Source organism: Egicoccus sp. AB-alg2, from assembly GCF_041821065.1.
Classification (GTDB): Bacteria; Actinomycetota; Nitriliruptoria; order Nitriliruptorales; family Nitriliruptoraceae; genus Egicoccus.
Genome location: NZ_JBGUAX010000003.1, coordinates 435,105 through 456,360 on the forward strand (window position 1 = coordinate 435,105; position 21,256 = coordinate 456,360).

The window sequence follows — 21,256 nt, forward strand, 5'->3', positions numbered from 1 at the left end:
CGTAGGGTCGGTCGGCTCAGATGAAGCCCTGGTCGCGCAGGTACTGCTCGGCCACGTCCTCGGGGAACTCGCCGTCGACGTCGACGGCGGCGTTCATCTCCGTCATCAGCTCCTCGTCGATCGGCGCACCCAGCTCCGCGATCAGGTCCAGCAGCTCCGGGTACTCGTCCGCGGTCGCCTCCATCATCTGCACGGCGGACAGGTAACTGATGAAGCCGTTCTGGTCGTCCTCGAGCACCTGCAGGTCGAGGGCGAGGATGCGGCCGTCGGTGGTGAAGATCTCGCCGATCTCGCACGGGTCGCGCTCGGCGATCGACTGGTAGATCACGCCGAAGTCCATGTTGCCGATGATGACGTCGGTCGGCCACTGGAAGTCGTAGACCTCCTCGATGCGCGGCAGACCGTCGTCACGGGTCGGGAAGGTCGCGTCGGCGCAGAGCGTCGCCTGATCGGGGTTCTCCTCCACCCAGGCCGCCAGGTCGGACACCGTGTCGAGGCCGTACTCCTCGTAGGCCTCGCGACTCATCGCGAACCCGTAGGTGTTGTCGAACGGTGCGGGTTCGGACCAGACGACCCCGTTCTCCTCGAGGTCCTGCTCGGCGGTGGCCTCGTACTGCTCCATCGGGTCGTCGAGGGGCTCGTCGTTGCCGAGGTAGTTGATCCATGCCGTGCCGGTGTACTCCCAGGCCAGGTCGACCTCGCCGGCCAGCAGCGCGTTGCGGGCGCCGTCGGGTGAGGCGAGGTCCTGGGTGTACTCCACGTCCGCGCCGGCGGCCTCGAGGGCCTGGACGAGGATCTGCGCGATGATGTACTGCTCCGCGAAGTCCTTGGTGCCGACGTGGAACGACGCGCCGGAGAGGTCGTAGTTCTGCGCGATGCTGCCTTCGCCGCCGTCCTCGGCGGCCCCGGCGTCGCCGCCGCCGTCGGGGGTGGCGTCGTCGTCACCGTTGCAGGCGGCCAGCAGCAGCGCTGCGGCGGCGACGGCGGCGAACGGTCGCCGCACCGATCGGATGGTGGGTCGCACGTGATGCTCCTTGTCGTCGGGTTCGTGTGGTGGACGAGAGCGGGCGGAGAAGCAGGCGGGGGAGGACGTCACAGCCCGCGGGGGCGCAGGACGTCCTCGATGATCCCGCCCAGCCAGTCGGCCAGCAGCGCCAGGCCGGCGGCCAGCACGGCACCGACGTAGATCAGCGTGGGGCGGGTGAGGGCGAAGCCGCTGGTGATGAATGCGCCCAGCGTTCCGGCGCCGATGAACGCGGCCAGCGGCGCGGAACTGACGGTCAGGACCAACGAGGTACGCACCCCGGTCAGGACGACCGGCACGCTCAGCGGCAGCTCGATCAGTCGCAGCACCTGGCCGCGACTCATGCCCATGCCGCGACCGGCCTTGACGACGTCCACGGACACCTGCTGCAGCCCGACCATCGTGCCGCGCAGCACGGGCAGGAAGCAGTAGGCGACCAGGCCGATGATCGCGGCGTTGCGGCCGGTGCGGGTGATGATCAGGAAGGCCAGGATGATCGTGCCCAGCGACGGGACGCCCTGGCCGATGCTGGCGAACGTGACGATGGACGGCGCCACGCGCCGTGCCCACGGCCGGGTCAGTGCGACGCCCAGCGGGATCGCGATCAGCAGCACGAACACGGTCGCCCACAGCGAGATGTCGAGGTGCTGCACGAACGCGGTGCGGACGTTGCTCCACGTCAGGTTGCGCTGCTCGATGGAACCGAGCTCCCGCTGCGACAGCCACCAGTACAGCAGCGCCCAGCTGGCACCGACCAGCAGCGGGGTCCAGACGTAACCGAGCACCCGTCCGGCCGGGGAGGTCGCGCCGAGCGTGACCGGCGCGTGCGGGCTCGCACCGGCGTCGTCGCCCTCCTCGAGCGACGGTGCCGCGTCCGCCTCCGTCGGTGCGCTCACGTCGCGGCCCCCTGCTGGCCGGTGCCGCGCGCCTCCGACTGCAGGTCGGCCACGGCGCGGTGGAGGGTCGCGAGGTCGAGCACGCCGAGGTAGCGGCCGTTGCCGTCGATGACGGGTGCCGCCGGGACGCTGGCGACCAGCAGTTCGGTCAGCGCCTCGGACAGCCGGTCGGTCGGCTGCAGCAGACGGCCCACCGCCAGGCCGGCGTCGCGCAGCTCCGGCGCGTCGGCGAGGTGTTCCGGGCGCAGCCAGCGCAGCGGCTTGCCCTCGTCGACGACCAGCACGGGACGGTGGTCGCCGGCGGTCAGGCGCCGTGCTGCCTCGACGTCGGCGTCGACGGGCAGCGTCGGCCAGTCGCGGTCGGGATGCGCGTCACGGACGCGGGCGAGATCGAGGCGCTTGAAGACGCTGCCGCTGCCGAGGAAGTCGACGACGAAGTCGTCGGCCGGGTTGCTGAGGATGTTCTCCGGAGTGTCGTACTGGGCGATCTGTGCGGACACCTGCAGGATCGCGATGCGATCGCCGAGCGTGATCGCCTCGTCGATGTCGTGCGTGACGAACACGATGGTCTTGCCGATGTCGTCCTGGATCCGACGGAATTCGTCCTGCAGCCGGTTGCGGGTGATCGGGTCGGTGGCGCCGAACGGCTCGTCCATGAGCAGCACGGGCGGGTCGGCGGCCATGGCCCGCGCCACACCGACGCGTTGCCGCTGTCCGCCGGAGAGTGCCTTCGGGTAGCGGTCCCGGTACTCGGTGGGCTCGAGCCCGACCATCTCGAGCAGTTCGTCGACACGGTCCCGGATGCGCTCCTTGGACCAGCCGAGCAGCCGCGGGACCGTGGCGATGTTCTGCGCGATCGTGCGGTGGGGGAACAGCCCGATCTGCTGGATGGCGTAGCCGATCCGGCGCCGCAGCGCGTCCGGGTCGATGTGCGTGACGTCCTCGCCCTCGAGGATGATCCGTCCCGAGCTGGGCTCGACGAGCCGGTTGATCATCTCCAGGGTGGTCGTCTTGCCGCAGCCCGACGGGCCGACCAGCATGACGATCTCGCCCTCGGGGATGGCCAGATCCAGCGCGTCGACGGCCGGTTGTCGCTGCCCGGGGTAGTGCTTGGTCAGCGCCTCGAGCCGGATCATCGGCTCCGATGCGGCGGTCATCGCAGGCCTTTCGGCGTCAGGACCCGGTGGCTGGCGGCCATCATCAGGTCGACGATCACGGTCACCACCACGATCGCGAGCGTTCCCACGATCGCCTGCGGAACCCCGCGCGCCGAACCGATCGCGCCGAGGCCGCCGAAGATCTCGCTGCCCAGGCCCGGTCCGCCGACGTAGGCCGCGACGGCGGCGATGCCGACGGTCAGCACCGCGCCGATGCGCACGCCCGACATGATCACCGGCAGGGCCAGCGGCAACTCGATGCGCAGCAGCGCCTGGCCGCGGCCCATGCCCATGCCGGTGGCGGCGCGCACGATCGCCTGGTCGACCTGGGCGAGTCCGGTGATGGTGTTGCGCACGATCGGCAGGAGGGCGTAGATCACCAACGTCCACACCGATGGCTGCAGGCCGAGCCCGAACCACACCAGGAACACCGAGAAGTACGCCAGGGACGGCACCGTGAAGGCGGTGTTGGTGACCGTGACGAGGACGGTGGACGCGGCCCGGTGGCGGTGGACCAGCAGACCCAGGCCGACGCCGATGATGGTGGCGATCAGGACGGAACCGAGCACGAGCAGCAGGTGCTCGATGGCGAGTTCGAGCACGGTGTCCCACCGGCGCTCGAGGTAGTCCCAGACCGTCACGTCGTCCGTCTTCGTCGAGGGCAGCGTCACGGCGGCAGGGCCGGACGCGGCCGGTTTGCTTCTCCTCCCGGCCGCGCTCCGTGGGGCGTCGCGCGGCCTCGTCCCCGGAATGAGCACGCTAGGCCCGTCCGAACGGACGAACTCCTGTCCGCTCGTCCATATCGGCCGGTGGCGGTCCGGGGTGCCGGCGTGTTGCCCCGCGGCACACACGGCGACCGTGCTGCCCGTGGCGCACGGTGACGCCGGCGCGCGCCCGTAGGCTCATGGGATCCCGCCCAGAGGAGTGCGAGACGTGTCCGTGGTGAAGATCAACGTCCTGACGGTGCCCGAGGGTCGCGGTGAGGTGCTCGAGCAGCGCTTCGCCGCCCGCGCCGGGGAGGTGGAGAAGGTCGACGGGTTCGAGTCGTTCGAGTTGCTGCGACCGACCGAGGGCTTCGACCGCTATCTCGTGGTGACCCGCTGGCGTGACGAGGCGGCGTTCGAGGCCTGGATGAGCTCGAACGCCTTCCAGAAGGGGCACGCGCAGAGCCAGGCGGACGCGGCCCGGGCCGAGGCCAGCGAGGGCGGCGGCCACCCGGGCGTGCCCGCCGGCGGCGGCCCGCAGGGCGCTGGCGCGCCGACCGGGCACGGCGGCGAGGCGGGCGCCGGGCACGGCGGCCCGGCGGCCACCGGCTCGGAACTGTGGCACTTCGACGTGGTCACGAGCGCCGTCAAGGCCTGAGCCGTCCGGCGCCGGCTCCTCACCCGGGGGAGCCGGCGTCCCAGCGGTCGATCTGGCCCACGAGGTCGGCCCGTACCTCCGGCGGCGCGAAGGCCGCGCGCGCGGCCCGGCGCTGCAGGTCGGCGAGGTCGCGGCGGTTCAGTCCCAGCAGCCGCTCGGCGTGCCGGAGTTCGTCGGTCAGCGTGGTGGAGAAGAACGGCGGGTCGTCACTGTTGATGGTGACGGCGGCGCCGGCCTCCCACAGCGTCGGCAGCGGGTGGGCGTCCAGGTCGGGCACGATCGACAGCGTCACGTTGGAGCTGGGGCACACCTCCAGCACCACCTGCTCGCGGGCGACCCGCGCGAGCAGCTCGGGGTCCGCGGCGGTCGCGATGCCGTGACCGATGCGCTGCGCGCCGAGGTCGTCGAGCGCCGAGCGGACGTTGTCGGGCGTCCCGGTCTCGCCGGCGTGGACGGCCAGGCCGAGCCCCAGCCGGTCGGCGACCTCGCGCAGGTGGCCGAAGTCACGCTCGGGCACCGACCCCTCGATCCCGGTCAGGCCGAGTCCGACGATCGGCGCGTCGGCCTCCTCGACCAGGCGCACCGTGCGCTTGCTGGCATCGACGCCCAGGTCGCGCACGCTGTCGACGATCAGGCCGACGCGGGTGTCGGGCACCTCGGCGAACCCGTCGCGCAGCGCCTGCCACATCGCGGCCGGTTCCATGCCGTTGTCGACGAGGGTCAGCGCGGTGAAGGTCGCCTCGGTCCAGCGCACGCCCTGCGCGGCCTGACCTCGTGCGAAGGCCGCCGCGACCGTCGCGAGGTCGTCCGGCGTGCGGACCTGGCGGCTGGTGGCCAGGAAGGTGTCGACGAAGTGGAGGAAGTCGCGGAACGGGGCCGGGTAGGCCAGCTGACCGTCGCGGCCGCGGACCACCTCCAACACGGCCTCCGGGTCCTCCCCGTGCCGCCGGGCCAGTTCCACGGCCGTCGGTGCGGCGATCGAGCCCTCGAGATGCACGTGCAGCTCGACCTTGGGCAGTGCGACGAGGTCGTCGTCCGTCACCCCCGGGGCGGACGCGCGGGACGAGGGCGAGGACGCGGACACGACCGGCTCCTTCGAGGTCCGCGCGGGACGTCACGCGGGCCGGCCCGGTGCACCGGTGCACCGGGTGGCGGCGCAACCTACTTCACCACCGTCCGGGGCGGTCAGCGCGACGCGGCGCCCCGACGCAGCGCCGACAGTTCGTCGGCGGCGATGCGGTCACCGGCGGCACGGTCGGCGTCGGTGGCCGCACGGCGTGCCAGCACCGGCAGCAGCACACCCGTGGCGAACGTGGCGGTCGCCAGCACGCCGGCGACGACGAGCAGGTGTTCCATGGCAGGCCTCCTGGTGCCGCGGCGAGCGGCACCGGCCGCCCGCGCCCCGTTCGACGCACCGGAGGTGTGGCGGGTTGCTGCCGATACCTCCCTGCGCGTCGAGCGCCCATCAGCCGCCACGGTGGGCGGTGCCCGCTCGTCGGGCGACGCCCGGCAGGAGCGAGCCCGGCGACCGCAGAACCCGGTACGCGGTGCATCCCGAGTCCGGTCCGGGGCGCACTTCCGGTGGGGCGGGCGCCCTTGGAGGGGAGGGCTCCCGTCCCGCCATGCCCACGTCCGGGCGTGCGCAGCCCCGCCGTCGGCCGGTCGAAGCCGGGTCGATAGCATCGCCGCGCCGCCTCGTGACGACCTCCGAGGGGTGGCGCCGACGCCCGTTCTCCGCAGGAGCACGTCCCCGATGCCGGACACCCATGCCGACGAGATCGCCACGGCGCGCGGTCGCGTCGCGCAGCTCGAGGCCGACCTCGACATCGCCGCCAAGCGGCAGCGCCTCGAGGAACTGCAGGAGCTGGCGGCGTCGCCAGGACTGTGGGACGACCCCGATCGGGCCCGCGGCGTGACCACGGAGCTGTCACGGGTGGAAGGAGACCTGCAGCGCTATGACGCGCTGGTCGCCCGTCTCGACGACCTCGAGGTGCTCGACGAGCTCGCCGCCGAGGAGGACGACGAGGGTTCGGCGTCGGAGGTGGTGGCCGGTCTGCAGGCGGTCGGGGCCGAGCTCGACCGGTTCGAGATCGCGACGATGCTGGGGGGCGAGCACGACCACGACGACGCCATCGTGTCGATCCACGCGGGTGAGGGTGGCGTCGACGCCATGGACTGGGCCCAGATGCTGCAGCGGATGTACCTGCGCTGGGCGGAGACGCGCGGGTTCGACACCGAGGTGTTCGACCAGTCGTACGGCGAGGAGGCCGGCCTGAAGTCGACCACCTTCGAGGTGCGCGGGCCCGACGCCTACGGCTGGCTCAACGCCGAGCACGGCGTGCACCGCCTGGTGCGCATCAGCCCGTTCGACTCGCAGGCGCGCCGGCAGACCTCCTTCGCCCTGGTCGACGTCGTGCCGGTGCTGCCGGAGGTGGACGAGGAGGTGGACGTCCCCGACGAGGACATCCGGGTGGACGTCTACCGCTCGTCCGGGCCGGGCGGCCAGAGCGTCAACACCACCGACTCCGCGGTCCGTATCACGCACCTGCCGACCGGCCTGGTCGCCAGCTGCCAGAACGAGAAGTCGCAGCACCAGAACCGGGCGGCCGCGCTGCGCGTGCTCAAGGCCAAGCTCGCCGAGCTCGAGCGGCAGAAGCGGGCCGAACAGCTCGACGAACTGCGCGGCGCGGTCCAGAACGTCGGATTCGGCTCGCAGATCCGCAGCTACGTGCTCCACCCGTACCAGATGGTCAAGGACCTGCGCTCCGAGCACGAGACCGGCAACGTGCAGGCGGTGCTCGACGGCGACCTCGACGCCCTCATCGAGGCCGAACTCCGGCGGCGGGTCCGCACCACGGCCGAGGCCTGACCCCGCCGGGCGCCTCGACGGTCCGTCCAGCTTGGGTAACCTGCCCGATCGTCCGGCGGCCGGCCGCGCCCTTCTCGCGGCACCGCCCAGTTCCCATAGCCAGCGGCGCCCCGTGAGTCGGGGCGCCGAGCGGTGCCTCCCCCCAGTACCGCACCCCCGGTCGGAGGATCCCTCGTGATCACGCTCCGAAACGTGACCAAGACCTACAAGCGCGGCGCCGACGACGAGGTCGTCGCGCTGAAGGACGTGTCCCTCGAGGTGGCCAAGGGCGAGTTCGTCTTCGTCGTCGGCCCCTCGGGCTCGGGCAAGTCCACCTTCATGCGCCTGCTGACCCACGAGCAGCGCCCCGACGAGGGCGAGATCTGGGTGGCCGGCAAGAACCTCGCCAGCATCCGGCCCTGGAAGGTGCCGATGCTGCGGCGCGAGATCGGCTACGTCTTCCAGGACTTCAAGCTGCTCTCGAACAAGACCGTCTACGAGAACGTCGCGTTCGCGATGGAGGTCATCGGCCGCCACCGCCGCGAGATCGACCGGCGCGTGCCCGAGGTGCTCGAGCTCGTCGGGCTCGAGGACAAGGCCAACGCCCACCCCCACGAACTGTCGGGCGGGCAGCAGCAGCGGGTGTCCGTCGCGCGCGCGTTCGTCAACAACCCCCGCATCCTGCTGTGCGACGAGCCGACGGGGAATCTCGACCCGTCGACCTCCGTCGGGATCATGAAGCTGCTCGATCGCATCAACCGCACGGGCGCCACCGTCGTGATGGCGACCCACGACCAACACATCGTCGACTCGATGCGCCGCCGCGTCATCGAGCTCGAGAACGGTCTGGTGGTCCGTGACCAGTCCCGCGGCGTCTACGGCTACGCCGGCTAGGACTGGGCGGCGTCCCGGCTCCCGACGCCGGGTCCACGCCTGCCCGCGAAACATAAGCCCTGCCACGTCCACCCCCGCCGGTGGCGGGGACGTGACCAGCAAGCCGCCCCCCGTCCCGGGGCGCAACAGCGACAAGGACGGCGCATGTCCGCGCGTTGGCGCTACATCCTCCAGGAGGCCTTCGTCGGCCTCCGACGCAACCTGATGATGACCGTCGCGGTCATCCTGTCGGTGACCGTGTCGTTGACGCTGCTGGGCGCCAGCCTGCTGCTCTCCGACCAGGTCGAGCTGGCCACCGACGACTGGGTCGGCAAGGTCGAGGTCTCGATCTTCCTCTGCGACGGGCGCACCTGCCCGGAGATCACCCCGGAGCAGCAGGAGCAGCTGCGCGAGGACCTCCAGTCCCAGCCGGTCGTCGCCGAGGTGTTCTTCGAGTCCAAGGAGGACGCCTACGACCGGTTCCGGGAGCTGTTCCGCGACCAGCCCAACCTCGTGGAGTCGGTCGACCCGGACGTCCTGCCCGCCTCGTTCCGGGTGCGGCTGGAGAACCCGCAGCTGTTCAACGTGATCGCGGAGCAGTTCGAGGCCTACCCGGGGGTCGAGGAGATCGTCGACCAGCGCCAGGTGCTCGACCAGTTCCTGCGGTTCACCAACGTCATCCGCAACGCCGCGCTCATCGTCGCCGCCATCCAGCTGATCGCCGCCGGCGTGCTGATCGCGAACACCATCCGCGTGGCCGCGTTCGCCCGCCGCGAGCAGACCTCGATCATGAAGCTGGTCGGCGCCAGCAACTGGTACATCCGGCTCCCCTTCGTGCTCGAGGGTGTGTTCGCCGGGGTCTTGGGCGCCGTGATCTCCTGGGGGCTGCTGTACGCCTCCGTCCCGCGGGTCGCCGCCCAGCTGTCGCGTGACATCGAGTTGATGCCGTTCATCGGCGTCACGCAGGTGATCGCCGTCGGCCCGTGGCTGTTGGCCGCCGGTGCCGGTATCGCCGCCTTCTCGTCGGTCGTCGCCCTCCGCCGCTTCCTGGACGTCTGAGGGGCCCGTACCCGCCGCCGTGCAAGAAACGCTCGAGACGGCGGCGGGTACGCCGACAGGGCGAGGAAGAACGTCCCGCATCGGTGGGACTTCGGTGTTACCGTTTCGCGCCGTCCGATCGATCAGGGGCCGTGGCTCGTGCTGCGCCTGCGCCACCTCGTCACCGGGACGACCGTGTTGGTGCTGCTGCTGCCGACGGTCGCCTCGGCGCAGAGCCCTGAACTGGAACGGGAGCTGGCGGACCGCCAGCAGCAGCGAGAGCAGGGCGAGCGCCAGCTCGGCGAGGTGCGCACCCGCGAGCAGGGCGCCCGCGAGCGGCTCGCGCAGGCCCAGGCCGCGCTCGAGGAGGCCGAGGCCGCGCTTGGCGAGCGGCGCGCGGAGCTGACCGCGGCCGAGGCACGGCTCGACGAAGCCCGGGCCGCCGCCGACGAGGCCGCTGCGGCCGCTGACGAGGCCAACGAGCAGGCCGCCGAGGCCCGCGCCGAGTTGCGGCGCGTGACCGACGAGCTCGAGCAGACCGAGGCCGAACTCGACGAGCAGCAGGCCCGGCTCGACCAGCGGGTGCGGGCGGCCTTCAAGTACGGCCACGTGTCGTTCGCCGAGGCGTTCACCGGCGTGCGGGACATCGCCGACTTCCTCAACTCCTCGACCTACGTCGGCAAGGTGATGGCCAACGACCGCGAGCTGGTCGAGGCCGTGCTGCGCCTGCTCGACCGGGTACAGGCCCAGCGGGAGCGGGCGCAGCAGCTGCGCCAGGCCGCCGAGGTGCAGGCCGCCGCCGCTCAGCGGGCCGCCGACGAGGCCGAGGCCAAGGAGGCCCGGGCGGCCGAGGCCGCGGCCGACGTCGAACGGGCCGTCGCCGACCAGGAGGCGCAGACGGCGGTCGTCGCGGACAAGCGCGCCGAGCAGCAGGCCGCGCTCGAGGCGATCGTCGACGACCGCAACGCCATCGAGGACCACCTCGCCGCCGTCGAGGCGGACGCCGCCCGCCTCGAGGGCGAGATCGCCGAGGTTGCCCGCCGCCGCGCCGAGGAGGCCCGGCAGCGTGCCGAGGAGGAGCAGCGCGCACGCGAGGCGGCCGAGCGCGAGGAGCGTGAGCGTCGCGAGGCCGAGGAACGGGCCGCACGCGAGCGCGAGGCGTCCGCCGGTGGCAGCTCGAGCGGTGGCGGCAGCGGCAGTGGCGGCGGCAGCGGCAGTGGCGGGAGCGGCAGCGGTGGGAGCGGCGGCGGTGGTGGCGGCCAGGCCGCTCCACCGTCCTCGACGTCGTGGGGGTGGCCGGCGGCCTGTGGACGGGTGACCTCGCGGTACGGCTCGCGCTGGGGCCGCATGCACCAGGGCGTCGACATCGCCTGCACCAGCCAACTCGGTGGGAACCCGCCGATCTACGCCAGCCGCGGCGGGGTCGTCCACACCACCAACTGCGGCAGCGGCTATGGGCTGTGCGTCATGATCGACCACCTCGACGGCGACCTGTCGCTGTACGCCCACATGTCCAGCCTCGCCGTGGGTGCCGGTACCTCGGTCACCAAGGGGCAGGTCATCGGGCGGGAGGGTTCGACCGGCAACTCGACCGGTCCGCACCTGCACTTCGAGATCTGGAAGGGCGGGTCGCGCACCGATCCGTGCCCCTACATCGGCTGTTAGGCACGACGCGTCGGGCACGCTGGCACGACCGCTAGGCTCGTCGGCGATGGCTGCCAAGAACAAGAAGGGCGCCGGCGGCGACGGCACGAAGCTGATCGTCAGCAACCGGCGGGCCCGATTCGACTACCACCTCGACGACACCTTCGAGGCCGGCCTCGTGCTGCAGGGCACCGAGGTGAAGACGTTGCGTGGTGGCAAGGGCTCGCTCGCAGAGGCCTGGGTGAAGGTCGACCGGGACGGCGAGGCCTGGCTCATGCAGGCCCACATCCCCGAGTACGAGTACGGCAACCGCAACAACCACGACCCGGTCCGGCCGCGCAAGCTGCTGCTGCACCGCCGCGAACTCGAACGGCTGCGTCACGCGGTGGAGACCAAGGGCGTGACGCTGGTGCCGACCCGGCTGTACTTCCGCGACGGCCGTGCCAAACTGGAGTTCGCCGTCGGGCGCGGCAAGAACGTCGCCGACAAGCGGCAGACCGCCGCCAAGCGGGACGCCCAGCGCGAGATCGAACGAGCGCTCAAGCAGCGGCGCTGACGGCTACTCGGTCCGCGGCCACTTCAGCTGCGGCGCTCGCGGCCGACGGGTCCGGTGGGCATGGCGTCCGGGACGGGGACCGCCGGCCGGGCACGCGTCGGTGACCTTCCGGGCACGAAGGGCTGCGCGTGCCCGGCCGCGCGGGTTACACTGATCGGCCCGGCTCAGCCGGAAGGCCGACCGGGTTTGACAACTGCAGAGCGTCGAAACGCGCACACACCTGGGGCTGATTCGGTCTCGACCGTGGTCAGTCCGTTGCCATGGGAGCGTGCCGAGGGTGCTCACGCGACCTCGACAAAACGCGTGGGAAACCATAATCGCCAAGGACAACGACCTGGCTCTCGCGGCCTAAACACCCGCGACGATCCGCCCCTGACGCCTCGTAGGGGGACCGGATCGACATCACGAGGCTCCACCTCGCCGGCTCCGACCGTCGGGCCGGTGGGGGAAACCTTCGACGGTATGGATGCGGAGGCTGTCTGGCCCTGGAGCACCGCATCCGAGATCATCCAGGACCTACGCACGTAGAGCCCCGAGCTTCGGGATCGCGGGACCCGGGTTCGACTCCCGGCAGCTCCACCGCGGGGTGTTCGTTGAAGAACGCCCCATCCGTTCGTGGAAAGCTCGTGTGGTGAACGCGCCGTCCGGACAGCCGTCAAGGGCTGCCGGACGGGGACAGGCGACCGGCCGCCGCTCCGCCAAGGGAGCGACGGAACGGGTCTTGTCCACGCTTCCACCACACGTGACACGGCGCATCGACGCCTGCGAGACGAGACCCCGCCGACGATGTCGGCGGGGTCTCTGTCGTGCCGGTGTCCGCGTGTGGTTTCTCCGCGGGTAGCGTGCCCCCGAACGGAGGGACCATGCTCGTCTACGGGATCGGCTACGAAGGGCGCGAGCCAGCGCAGCTCGTGCAGGCCCTGTGCGCGGCCGGTGTCGAGGTGCTCGTCGACGTTCGCCAGAACGCGTCATCGCGCAAACGGGGCTTCGCCAAGACCGCGCTACGTGAACATCTCGCGGCAGCGGGCATCGACTACCTCCACCTCCGCGCGCTCGGCAATGACCGCGACAACCGTGCTGGCTTCGCGTACCTGGCGGGTCCGACCGCTGAAGCTGCGAGGGATCGCTACCGCGAGCACTTGAGCAATGGGTCTTCACCAGTGGTGGCGGACCTGCTCGAGGTGGTCCGCGAGCGAAGTGCGGCCCTGCTGTGCTTCGAGCGAGACACTCGCCACTGTCACCGCGACGTGCTCATCGACCACCTACAGGAGCTCGAGCCGAAGCTGGTCGCTCTCCCCCTCTGATCTCACGGGCGGGTAGGCCATGCCGATGACCATCCAGCCCCTGCGGGCCTGATGCTGGTTCCCCACGAAGAAGATCGTGTCTTTCGTAGGGCCCGCGATCTGGATGACGTCGCCTTCGGCCTTCGCGGGGCCGTGGTTCCGCTTCGAGTTGCGGTAGAGCTGCAGGAGCCCCCAGTCGACGACCGTCTGTGAGTGTCCCCTGCACCCTGCCTCCACGTCTCCGCAGGAGTAGTGGAACTTGAACCGCGTGGGAATCCACTCCAGGGGCCGCTTGTCGGGCATCAGCAGCGACGTCTGCGAGGCGACGGCCTCGTGTTCTGCCGACCAGGGATCATTCGGTTCGGCTGTGACGTCGAAGACCTCGCGTGGGCGGAAGGCGGCCAGGGACGTTCCCGCCGCTTCCTGCTTCCGGCGGAGCTCGCACATCGAACTCAGCATGACCGGTTCCAGGAAGTGGAGCCGGTCGCGCCACCCGGCTCGCGGTTCCACCGGCTCCCTGGTGACGATGCTGTCGATCACTGGCCGCCAGCTCTCGGGCCGCTGGTCAGAGGACGTCCGCTGTGCGTCCAGCTCGACCCACTGCCAGGTCGAGAAGCGTCCGGCTATGTCCATGTCCCTGAACGGCACTGGCCAAAGACGCGCCCACTCGAAGCTGCCCTCGCCACGCTCGCGGAGCCCGGCGACGCAGACGGTTTCGCCTTTGCGCTTCGAGATGCTCGGGTAGGCCTTCACCGTGACGAGCATCCGCAGGCGCTCCTTCACCCCATGGTGCATGAGTCCCCCTGGTTCGTGCCGAGCTTGCCACAGCGCGACGGCCTGCCGGCGGAGCCGAGGACGGACCGGCCCCGAAGCGCCGTCAGGGCGGCGTTCGCAGCCGGTCCGCCGGTCAGGCAGCCGGGTCCTCGAGGAGGTACTCGGTCGGCGGGTCGAAGTTCGCGAGCAGCACGTCTGGCAGGTCGAGCCGGTTCCCCGTGCTGAGGTGCCACTTCCGCAGCAGCCGCACGTTGGTGATGGCGGAGGACAGTCCGACGTGGAGGAGCCGCAGTCCGAGACAGTCTCCGCGGAACGCGTCACGCCGGAGGTTCCCGACGGAGGCGTCCTTTAGTGTGCCGAAGAAGCCCTCGACACGGGATCTGCGGCCGTAGGACACCTCCCACTTCTCGCTGCCCCAGTAGTGCTCCTGCTGCAGCTTCGGCTGGACGTCCTCGTACTTGAGGGTCACCGTCGCCTGGGTACACACCTTGGGCGGCGGAGTGAGGTCACCAGCGCCTTCAACGACGGGCAGCCCGAGAGCGGTAGCCGCTTCGACCGTTCCCGGCCGGAGTGGGCAACCGATCTTCCCAGCGGCGGCGGGGCAACCCCACCGGCTGTCGAGCGGGTTGCCGTTCCCCGGTCCATGACGTTCCAGCGCGTACTTGGACCGCAGGTCGATCTGCTGGCGGAAGAGCTCGAGCTTCGCCTTGCGTTCGTCGGCGTCGGGGTCCTCTCCGTTCGGGCCGCAGAGCGACTTCGGGCGCTTCTCGACCGGACCAGGGCGCGTCAGGTGTCCCAGGTGTTCGGGGATCAGCGGGCAGTGCGGCACGCCAGCCGCGACGCGTGTACCACCCGCATCCAGGAAGCCGTTGCAATCTTCACTGCGCAGGTCGAGGACCTGCCGGACGTCGCGTTTGCGCAGCTCCACGGACCACCGCTCGTGGCTCTTGAAGCTGTAGTGCCGGTCGACGATCAGTTCGGTGACCTTGCTCCCTGCCGCACGCATCTGGTCGATCATGCCGAGAGTCGCGCGCACCAGGTCCGTGGACGCCGGGGTGAGGTCGACGTACTCGAGCAACAAGGGCTCGGATTCGTAGCCGCAGCCCATCGCTGGTGCGCGCACCATGCCGTGCATCGAGTAGCCGAAGAACGTCTCGGTGCCGCCGCGCTTCTTGGTCTTGCGTCCCCACGCGCCGTCGGGGTCGACCGACCGGCGATCCTGGGATCGCTCGAGCTCGTCGGTGGTGACGTCATCCTCGAGGTACTCAGGACGGTCCTTCACCTCGGTCGGCACCTTGCGGCCCTTGTTCCAGGCCCAGACCCCGGTCTCGTCGGCGGCGTACGCGCTCGAACCGTCCGGGCGGGTCGGCAGCGTCGCTCGGATGATGCGGTTGACGATGTCGAGCAGGACGTCCTTGGTCGCGGGGTCGATCGCTCGTCCCTGCGCACCGCAGGACTTCCTAACCTTGCGGGTGAAGTTGTAGAGGCCGTCCATGGTCAGACAGACGCACGCGACACGGGTGCCGTCTTCACGTCGGACTTCCTTGGCGACACCCAGTTCGACCATTGCGAAGGGCGGGATCTCGCTGGTGAGCAGCGTATGGACGTCGTTGTAGCGCATGCTGCCCTTCGCCTGGATGCTCAGCAGGCTGCCGATGAGGAACGTCCGTGGGGAGAGGTTCCGTCGGCCTTGCTTGCTCGGGTAGCAGAAGGCTTCGAACCGTTCCGCGGCGCCGTGCGCGTCGACGAGGTGACAGGCGAGGAGGTACTGGCCGACGGTGATCATCGGTCGCCCTCCTGCTCCCGCACGTAGCGGGCGATGTCCACGAGCGTCTGCACCGACTTGAGCCCGGCGACGTCGAGGAGGTCGAGCAGCGGCACGCTGAGCTGGATGAGCTCGGCGAGGTAGGTCGCCCGCAGGCGGGTCTGCTCGATGTGCGGGCAGGTCGAGGGGATGACCGCCTGAGCCACGACCCGGTTGACCACGTCCTTGCGGTCCTCGGTGCGGCCGATCACCAGGTCATTGGGGCGAAGCCCGGTGAGCCCCTCTCTCACCAGCCCGACATACCGGGCGCGGACCGGAACGACGCGTGGACGCCGACCCGACACCTGCACGTCCAGCTCATCGACGCTCACGTCGACGACGTGGCTGCGGCGCAACGGCTTGATGTCGGTCGAGTCGAGTCCAGCCCCGAGGCCGAGCCCGACGACGGCGCACATGCTCTGTCGCCGCACAGCGGTGTTCTGGTTCCGTGCCACGCGGACGATCGTGGCGACCTCGTCGGCGAGGTACGGCGGCTTCACCCGCGGACGCGCGATGGGCTGAGGCCGCGGGATGCCGTCGTATGCAGGGTTGACCTGCTTGGCGATCTCGAGCAGGTCGCTGCGGAGGTCGGCGCGGGATGCGTCGCTCAGGTGCGCGCACCTCGGCGAGGTGATGAACGCACCGATCCGACCGACGGTCAGCAGCAGTTCCGGCTCGAGCGGCAGACCGTGCTCGTGGCTCCACGCAGTGAGCTGCGCGACGTACTGGCGCTGCTGGCGGAACTTCTCCGCACCGGTCGTCGTGGTTCGCCGCATGACCTCGATCATGGTCGGTTTGACGATCTGGAAGGTCGTGGGGGTGATGCTGGCCGGGGAGTAGTCGTCGAGCAGCTGCTGGAGTTCACCGGGCAGCTGCCGTCCCTGCTGGTGGCCGCGGACCTGCTTTGCCATCCGCCGGGCGGCGGCCTTGCTGATCTTCTTGCTTGTCACGTCCATCTCCTTCGTGGTGGACGCGACGGACCGTGAGGACGCGGTCGGCGCGGGCATTCGCCCCGATGAGGGCAGGCGCCGGTGCGCGGTGGATGCGCAGCGCCCCCGCCGGGGGGCGGGGGCGCAAGGGGGGAAGGAGAAAGGTCAGAAGCTGCGGAGCGCATCGCGGCTCGCGTTGCCGTCAGCGGGCAGGTGGTCGCGCAGGCCGTCGATCTCGTCGCTGCGGAGCCCAGCCCGCATGGCCTCGAGAAGCGAGGTGCTCTGCACCACGGTGAACGCCCACGCTCGCCGCAACTGGGTGGCGTCCAGCGGTGGCAGCCGGTGTTCGCGCATCCACCGCTTGGCCTCCGACCAGGCCGCAGGGTCCAGACCGTGGTCGAAGGCATCCGGCGCGACGATGCCCTGCTCGTGCAGGGTGAGCGCTGTGCCGATGGCGTCCGCCAGATGGCGTGGCGCGTGTTCCGCGGCTGCACGGACTGCGGAAAACTCGATGTCGCCGTAGGGCGCCGCCGTCCGGGGACCGGACCGATCAGTGCGGTTGATGCGTCGTGACCCGTCCTCGCCGGCGAGGGTCCGTTGCAGGCGGTGGAGGGCCGCGAGGTGGTTGCGCAGGCTGTTGTCCGATCTGCCTTCCTGGCGCCAGGCGACGGCGAACCGTTCGACCCACGGGCCGGTCAGCACGTCCACCAGCCGGAGGTCTGCGACCTGTGGCGCTGCCCACGCGAGCAGAGCGACGGCGGAGCCGAGCAATGCGCGGACGTCGGCCTCGTCGGCCGGTGGAGCGGCAGCGACAAGCTCGATGACCTCGGCGCGACGGGCGGTCCACTGTGGTTCGGTGAGGGTGCGCGGCCGGTAGGAGGTGAGCACCTGGCTGACCGCGGTCGGAAGCGGAAGGGGGGCGGGGGCGTGTGAGGTGTCCATGCATCCCACCGTCCGTGGGCCACCGGTGCGTGCAACCGCCTCCGCCGCGGTGAACGGCAGCGGTAGCGGCCAGCTCGCGCTGCGACCGGCTCCGGGTTGTGAGGCGGCACCAGTGCTGCGTCGGTGACGGCCGCGAAGGGCGCGTCGGTGGCGGCTGCGAGGGGTGAGCCGGCCGTCACCGTCCGGGTCGTTCCACCCCACGACCCGAAGGAGATGGCATGTTCGACGTCAACAACGCGCCCGTCACCCGCAGCGAGCTCGAGCGCTTCGCCCACCTGGTCGCCACCTCGGTCGACCATCTCGGCATCGCCCCCGGCGAGCACGACATGGCCGTCGCCGTGGCTGACGGCGCTGATGCGCTCCTGCTCCCAGGTGGGCCCGCGACACGCGATGCGGTCATGGCCGAGCTCGACCAGCTCCTGGCGGCCCCACGCAGGATGGCGGCGATGGTCTCGCTGCTCGGCTGGTCCCCGGACGCGACGCCGACGCGCCCCTCGTGGGCCCTCGTGGCGGTCGGACGAGGCGGTCTGCCGGCGGTCCTGTGTGTCCGCCGCCTCCACGAGGACGACCACTGGACGCTGGTCGACATCCGAGACGCACCCTGGGCAGTGCTCTCAAGCGCCAGCGGCTTGCGGGCCGCCATCGAGGAGGGCCGCCCGCTGCGGCTCAAGGTCGCCCGTTCGCCTGAGCTGCTGCAGCGTCCTGATGAGCAGCCGGAGCCGCCACTCGACGAACGCGGCGAACTCTAACCCCGCGGTCACGGTCGGGGTTGCCCGCAGCAGTGCGAGTCGCGACCATCCCGCTCATCACCCCCGGGCTGCCCGGCAGACAACGCTTACAGTGGCGGTCCCTGCCGGCGCGGCCCGCGGCGGGCGGGGCGAGAGCGCGAACGGACGCGAGGAGCGGTAGTGGCGGCGTACACCCATGGGGAAGCGGTCGGGTTGATCTGGTCGATCGCGGACCTGCTTCGGGGCACCTACAAGGCCCATGACTACGGCGACGTCATCCTGCCGCTGGTCGTGCTCCGACGTCTCGACCAGGCCCTGCTCGACACCAAGCCGGCGGTCTTGGAGCGCGATGCGAAGCTGGCCGACCGTGGCATCGAGAACCGCGAACCGGTGCTCCGATCAGTCTCCGGCCGGTCGTACTACAACACCTCGCCGCTGACCTTCGACCGGCTGCTCGACGACGAGGACAACGTCCCGGCCAACTTGCGCGCCTACATCGAGGCGTTCTCACCCAACGCCCGCGACGTGATCGAGAAGTTCGGGTTCGACACCCAGATCGACAAGCTGCACGGTGCCAACCTGCTCTACCCGATTCTCGCGCGCTTCGTCGACGTCGACCTCCACCCCGACCGCGTCTCCAACCTCGACATGGGCTACCTGTTCGAGGAGCTCATCCGCCGGTTCGCAGAGCAGTCCAACGAGACCGCAGGTGAACACTTCACCCCGCGCGAGGTCATCGCCCTGTGCGTCGAGCTCCTCGCGGCGGCCGACTGGGACCGGCTCTCGCAGCCGGGTGCGATCGTCACCATGCTGGACTGCTGCGCTGGCACCGGCGGGATGGCGTCAGTGTTCGAAGAGCACCTGCGCGCGCGCAACAGCCGGGCCCGGCTGATCCCGCACCTGCAGGAGATCAACGACGAGTCGTACGCCATCTGCAAGGCGGACCTGCTCATCAAGGGGCAGGACGCCGACAACGTCGCGTTCGGCAACAGTCTCACCGAGGACGCCTTCCCGAACCGAAGCGTGATGTACGCCCTGACGAACCCACCTTTCGGGGTCGACTGGAAGGGCTACGCAGGGCCGATCGAGCGAGAACACGCCGAACTCGGCCACGACGGCCGGTTCGGCCCGGGTCTGCCCGCGAAGGGCGACGGGCAGCTGCTGTTCCTGCTGCACCTCCTGTCCAAGCTCAAGCCCTACGACCACGCCACCGGGACCGGCGGGGGTCGGCTTGCCATCATCATGAATGGCTCGCCCCTGTTCTCCGGCGCCCCCGGCGGCGGTGAGTCGGAGGTTCGCCGCTACCTGATAGAGAACGACCTGCTCGAGACCATCGTCGCGCTGCCCGACCAGCTGTTCTACAACACCGGCATCTCGACCTACATCTGGGTCATCACCAACCGCAAGGCACCCGAACGCGCGGGGCATGTCCAGCTCATCGACGCCCGCCAGCAGTTCCGCAGGATGCGCAAGAGCCTCGGCGCCAAGCGCAACGAACTCGCCGACGAGCACATCGAGCGCATCGTCGACCTCTACCACGGCCTCGACGCCGACGGTGAGCAGGCCAAGCTCGTCCCCAACCACCGCTTCGGGTTCCGCCGCGTCACCATCGAACGACCTCTACGGGCCCGCTACGAGGGCGGCGCCGCAGCCGTCGATCGGCTCCGCACCTCACCCGACTGGAACGCGGCCCAGGTCCGCAAGTCCGATGCCGACCGCGCCGAGGACATCCTGGCCGGCATCGAGCAGGTCGTCGCTGACCTGCCGACTGACGAGCTGACCACGGCAGAGGCCGTTACCCGCGTCAAGGAGACCGACGGCTACACGGCGCTGTTGAAGAAGGCCAAGGACGCCATCGCTGCCGCGCTCACCGTCCCCGACCCCGACGCCGAACCACTCGTTGACGCCAAGGGCCATCCGCAGCCCGATCCTGACCTGCGCGGACAGGAGACCGTCCCGCTGCCCGACACCTATCAGCCCAACGACGACACCACCGACGTGCTCACCGACGGTGTCGAAGACCACCTCAAGACCGAGGTCCTCCCACACGCCCCCGACGCCTGGGTCGACCACACCAAGACCAAGCTCGGCTACGAGATCCCCTTCACCCGCATCTTCTACCGCTACCAACCGCCTCGCCCCCTCGCCGAAATCGACGCAGACATCAAGCAGGTCGAAGCCGAGATCCTCCAGCTCCTCGCCGAGGTCACGGAGTGACCCGGCTGGCGAGCACACGACGTCTTTGGACTGTCGCGCGCATCTTCAGCGGGCAGCAGACGAAGGTCGAAGGTGGGACGTACGAACTTTATGGGGCAAACGGAGTCATCGGCTGCACGGACCAGCTCCAGCGGGGCTCTGTCGTGCTCGTGGGCCGCGTCGGGAGCGTGGGCAGGGTCACAGTGCCCGTTGGCCAGTTTGGTGTCAGCGACAATGCGCTCGTCTGCGCGATTGACACCGCCCAACTCGACCGACGATGGGTGGCGTACTGGCTGTCAACCCTCGATTGGGGCCCTCAGCTGACTGGCACAGCGCAGCCGCTGTTGACTGGCCGGCTTTTGGCGGAGCAATGCCTGCCGTCGACGGAACTGGCCGAGCAGGTGCGCATCGCGGACTACCTCGACACCGAGACCGCCCGAATCGATCGCGTCATGCGAGCCAACGAACGCATGCGTCAACTTGCATCTGAACGATTTGCGGCATGGCAGGCATCGGTCGTGGCGCCCTGGGTGGATCCGATCGAGACCCTCGACACAACCTCGCACGCTGCGGCCAAGGCTCCAGCAGGATGGGCAGTGACCCGCTTGGCCTCGGTGGGTGACGCTGCGACTGGCAAGGTCACGGTCGAACAGCTCGCGGAGCTTTCTGAGGTCACACATTGGACCATCGAGGAGTTGGCTCAGTCGGGAAAGCCCCGACTGCAGCCAGGGGCCGACATCGCGAGCGACAAGCTCGTCGTGGAGGGCGGTGAGCTACTGGTATCGCGGCTCAACCCCCGACGAGGTCATGTGTTCCGAACCTTCACAAGCTCTCAGCGCTCGGTTGCCTCGACGGAGTTCTTCATCCTAAAGCCGCGACGGCTACCTCTTGCCTGGGTCTGGCACAGCATGCGGTCAGTACCGGTTCGGGCATACCTCGATGCCAACGTCCGATCGGCGACGCGGAGCCAGCAGCGAGTCGAGATGGCCTACATCGCCCGAACGCCAGTACTCGTCCCTCCCCGACCAGAACTCGACGCGCGATGCAGGGAGCTCGAAGCCGAACTGCAGAGCTTCGAGCGGCTGCTCGCGGTCTCTGAAGCGCAGGACCGGCTGTTGATGGAACGACAGCAGGCGCTGATCACGGCAGCGGTGACGGGCGAGCTGGAGGTGTGACGTGGCGGTGACGGGAGATGCCCTGCC

At 70.2% G+C, this 21,256-nt stretch carries 20 protein-coding genes and 1 other RNA gene; 11 read left to right on the forward strand and 10 right to left on the reverse strand.

The window, feature by feature from the left end; genetic code table 11:
• Window positions 1-16: 16 nt before the first annotated feature.
• The 4 genes from ACERM0_RS07260 to ACERM0_RS07275 form a co-directional block, all read right to left on the reverse strand.
• The gene (locus ACERM0_RS07260) at window positions 17-1,024 is read right to left on the reverse strand and encodes a glycine betaine ABC transporter substrate-binding protein (protein ID WP_373677887.1); all 1,008 of its coding nucleotides are present in this window, start codon (window positions 1,022-1,024) and stop codon (window positions 17-19) included.
• Between the two features lie 68 nt (window positions 1,025-1,092).
• The gene (locus ACERM0_RS07265; protein WP_373677888.1) at window positions 1,093-1,920 is read right to left on the reverse strand and encodes an ABC transporter permease; all 828 of its coding nucleotides are present in this window, start codon (window positions 1,918-1,920) and stop codon (window positions 1,093-1,095) included.
• Window positions 1,917-3,077 (reverse strand): betaine/proline/choline family ABC transporter ATP-binding protein, encoded by a 1,161-nt coding sequence (locus ACERM0_RS07270; RefSeq protein ID WP_373677889.1) that lies wholly within the window; start codon window positions 3,075-3,077, stop codon window positions 1,917-1,919. The genes ACERM0_RS07265 and ACERM0_RS07270 overlap by 4 nt, the downstream gene beginning before the upstream one ends.
• Window positions 3,074-3,748 (reverse strand): ABC transporter permease, encoded by a 675-nt coding sequence (locus ACERM0_RS07275; protein WP_373677890.1) that lies wholly within the window; start codon window positions 3,746-3,748, stop codon window positions 3,074-3,076. The genes ACERM0_RS07270 and ACERM0_RS07275 overlap by 4 nt, the downstream gene beginning before the upstream one ends.
• Before the next feature lie 262 nt (window positions 3,749-4,010).
• Here ACERM0_RS07275 and ACERM0_RS07280 point away from each other — a divergent pair, with 262 nt between their 5' ends.
• A complete protein-coding gene (locus tag ACERM0_RS07280; RefSeq protein ID WP_373677891.1) occupies window positions 4,011-4,439 on the forward strand; it encodes an antibiotic biosynthesis monooxygenase in 429 nt (142 codons plus the stop codon).
• Window positions 4,440-4,458: 19 nt separating this feature from the next.
• Here the strand turns inward: ACERM0_RS07280 and add are convergent, their stop codons facing one another.
• On the reverse strand, window positions 4,459-5,523 hold the full coding sequence (add, locus tag ACERM0_RS07285; protein ID WP_373677892.1) for an adenosine deaminase: 1,065 nt from the start codon (window positions 5,521-5,523) through the stop codon (window positions 4,459-4,461).
• 101 nt (window positions 5,524-5,624) lie between these two features.
• The gene (locus ACERM0_RS07290; protein WP_373677893.1) at window positions 5,625-5,795 is read right to left on the reverse strand and encodes a hypothetical protein; all 171 of its coding nucleotides are present in this window, start codon (window positions 5,793-5,795) and stop codon (window positions 5,625-5,627) included.
• 397 nt (window positions 5,796-6,192) lie between these two features.
• On the opposite strand from ACERM0_RS07290, the gene prfB reads away from it, so the two are divergent.
• The 7 genes from prfB (at window position 6,193) to ACERM0_RS07325 (ending at window position 12,702) form a co-directional block, all read left to right on the forward strand.
• Window positions 6,193-7,308 carry a peptide chain release factor 2 gene (prfB, locus tag ACERM0_RS07295; RefSeq protein WP_373677894.1) on the forward strand — a complete coding sequence of 372 codons (1,116 nt, stop codon included), beginning with the start codon at window positions 6,193-6,195 and terminating at the stop codon, window positions 7,306-7,308.
• Between the two features lie 174 nt (window positions 7,309-7,482).
• A complete protein-coding gene (gene ftsE / locus ACERM0_RS07300; protein ID WP_373677896.1) occupies window positions 7,483-8,181 on the forward strand; it encodes a cell division ATP-binding protein FtsE in 699 nt (232 codons plus the stop codon).
• 144 nt (window positions 8,182-8,325) lie between these two features.
• Complete coding sequence (ftsX, locus tag ACERM0_RS07305) at window positions 8,326-9,219, forward strand: permease-like cell division protein FtsX (protein ID WP_373677897.1); 894 nt, start codon at window positions 8,326-8,328, stop codon at window positions 9,217-9,219.
• A gap of 138 nt (window positions 9,220-9,357) precedes the next feature.
• On the forward strand, window positions 9,358-10,863 hold the full coding sequence (locus tag ACERM0_RS07310) for a M23 family metallopeptidase (RefSeq protein ID WP_373677898.1): 1,506 nt from the start codon (window positions 9,358-9,360) through the stop codon (window positions 10,861-10,863).
• A gap of 46 nt (window positions 10,864-10,909) precedes the next feature.
• Window positions 10,910-11,398 carry an SsrA-binding protein SmpB gene (gene smpB, locus ACERM0_RS07315; RefSeq protein WP_373677899.1) on the forward strand — a complete coding sequence of 163 codons (489 nt, stop codon included), beginning with the start codon at window positions 10,910-10,912 and terminating at the stop codon, window positions 11,396-11,398.
• Between the two features lie 222 nt (window positions 11,399-11,620).
• Window positions 11,621-11,980: a transfer-messenger RNA gene (gene ssrA / locus ACERM0_RS07320) on the forward strand.
• Between the two features lie 281 nt (window positions 11,981-12,261).
• Window positions 12,262-12,702 (forward strand): DUF488 family protein, encoded by a 441-nt coding sequence (locus tag ACERM0_RS07325; protein ID WP_373677900.1) that lies wholly within the window; start codon window positions 12,262-12,264, stop codon window positions 12,700-12,702.
• Here the strand turns inward: ACERM0_RS07325 and ACERM0_RS07330 are convergent.
• From ACERM0_RS07330 to ACERM0_RS07345, 4 genes are all read right to left on the reverse strand, one after another.
• A complete protein-coding gene (locus tag ACERM0_RS07330; RefSeq protein WP_373677901.1) occupies window positions 12,661-13,464 on the reverse strand; it encodes a hypothetical protein in 804 nt (267 codons plus the stop codon). The two genes, ACERM0_RS07325 and ACERM0_RS07330, sit on opposite strands and share 42 nt — an antisense overlap.
• Before the next feature lie 124 nt (window positions 13,465-13,588).
• Window positions 13,589-15,241 (reverse strand): hypothetical protein, encoded by a 1,653-nt coding sequence (locus tag ACERM0_RS07335; RefSeq protein ID WP_373677902.1) that lies wholly within the window; start codon window positions 15,239-15,241, stop codon window positions 13,589-13,591.
• The gene (locus ACERM0_RS07340; RefSeq protein ID WP_373677903.1) at window positions 15,238-16,209 is read right to left on the reverse strand and encodes a hypothetical protein; all 972 of its coding nucleotides are present in this window, start codon (window positions 16,207-16,209) and stop codon (window positions 15,238-15,240) included. Before ACERM0_RS07340 ends, ACERM0_RS07335 begins: the two co-directional genes overlap by 4 nt.
• A 144-nt stretch (window positions 16,210-16,353) precedes the next feature.
• Complete coding sequence (locus ACERM0_RS07345; protein ID WP_373677904.1) at window positions 16,354-17,130, reverse strand: hypothetical protein; 777 nt, start codon at window positions 17,128-17,130, stop codon at window positions 16,354-16,356.
• A 218-nt stretch (window positions 17,131-17,348) separates the two neighbouring features.
• On the opposite strand from ACERM0_RS07345, the gene ACERM0_RS07350 reads away from it, so the two are divergent.
• From ACERM0_RS07350 to ACERM0_RS07360, 3 genes are all read left to right on the forward strand, one after another.
• Window positions 17,349-17,879 carry a hypothetical protein gene (locus ACERM0_RS07350; protein WP_373677905.1) on the forward strand — a complete coding sequence of 177 codons (531 nt, stop codon included), beginning with the start codon at window positions 17,349-17,351 and terminating at the stop codon, window positions 17,877-17,879.
• 159 nt (window positions 17,880-18,038) lie between these two features.
• Entirely contained in the window at window positions 18,039-20,075 is a 2,037-nt protein-coding gene (locus ACERM0_RS07355) for an N-6 DNA methylase (RefSeq protein ID WP_373677906.1), read from the forward strand.
• Window positions 20,072-21,229 carry a hypothetical protein gene (locus ACERM0_RS07360; protein WP_373677907.1) on the forward strand — a complete coding sequence of 386 codons (1,158 nt, stop codon included), beginning with the start codon at window positions 20,072-20,074 and terminating at the stop codon, window positions 21,227-21,229. Before ACERM0_RS07355 ends, ACERM0_RS07360 begins: the two co-directional genes overlap by 4 nt.
• The last annotated feature ends 27 nt before the right edge of the window (window positions 21,230-21,256 follow it).

Coding starts and splice junctions, on each gene's coding strand:
- ACERM0_RS07270 (WP_373677889.1), bottom strand. CDS start 3,077: ATGACCGCCGCATCGGAGCCGATGATCCGGCTCGAGGCGCTGACCAAG.
- ACERM0_RS07290 (WP_373677893.1), bottom strand. CDS start 5,795: ATGGAACACCTGCTCGTCGTCGCCGGCGTGCTGGCGACCGCCACGTTC.
- prfB (WP_373677894.1), top strand. CDS start 6,193: ATGCCGGACACCCATGCCGACGAGATCGCCACGGCGCGCGGTCGCGTC.
- ftsX (WP_373677897.1), top strand. CDS start 8,326: ATGTCCGCGCGTTGGCGCTACATCCTCCAGGAGGCCTTCGTCGGCCTC.
- smpB (WP_373677899.1), top strand. CDS start 10,910: ATGGCTGCCAAGAACAAGAAGGGCGCCGGCGGCGACGGCACGAAGCTG.
- ACERM0_RS07325 (WP_373677900.1), top strand. CDS start 12,262: ATGCTCGTCTACGGGATCGGCTACGAAGGGCGCGAGCCAGCGCAGCTC.
- ACERM0_RS07335 (WP_373677902.1), bottom strand. CDS start 15,241: ATGATCACCGTCGGCCAGTACCTCCTCGCCTGTCACCTCGTCGACGCG.
- ACERM0_RS07345 (WP_373677904.1), bottom strand. CDS start 17,130: ATGGACACCTCACACGCCCCCGCCCCCCTTCCGCTTCCGACCGCGGTC.
- ACERM0_RS07350 (WP_373677905.1), top strand. CDS start 17,349: ATGTTCGACGTCAACAACGCGCCCGTCACCCGCAGCGAGCTCGAGCGC.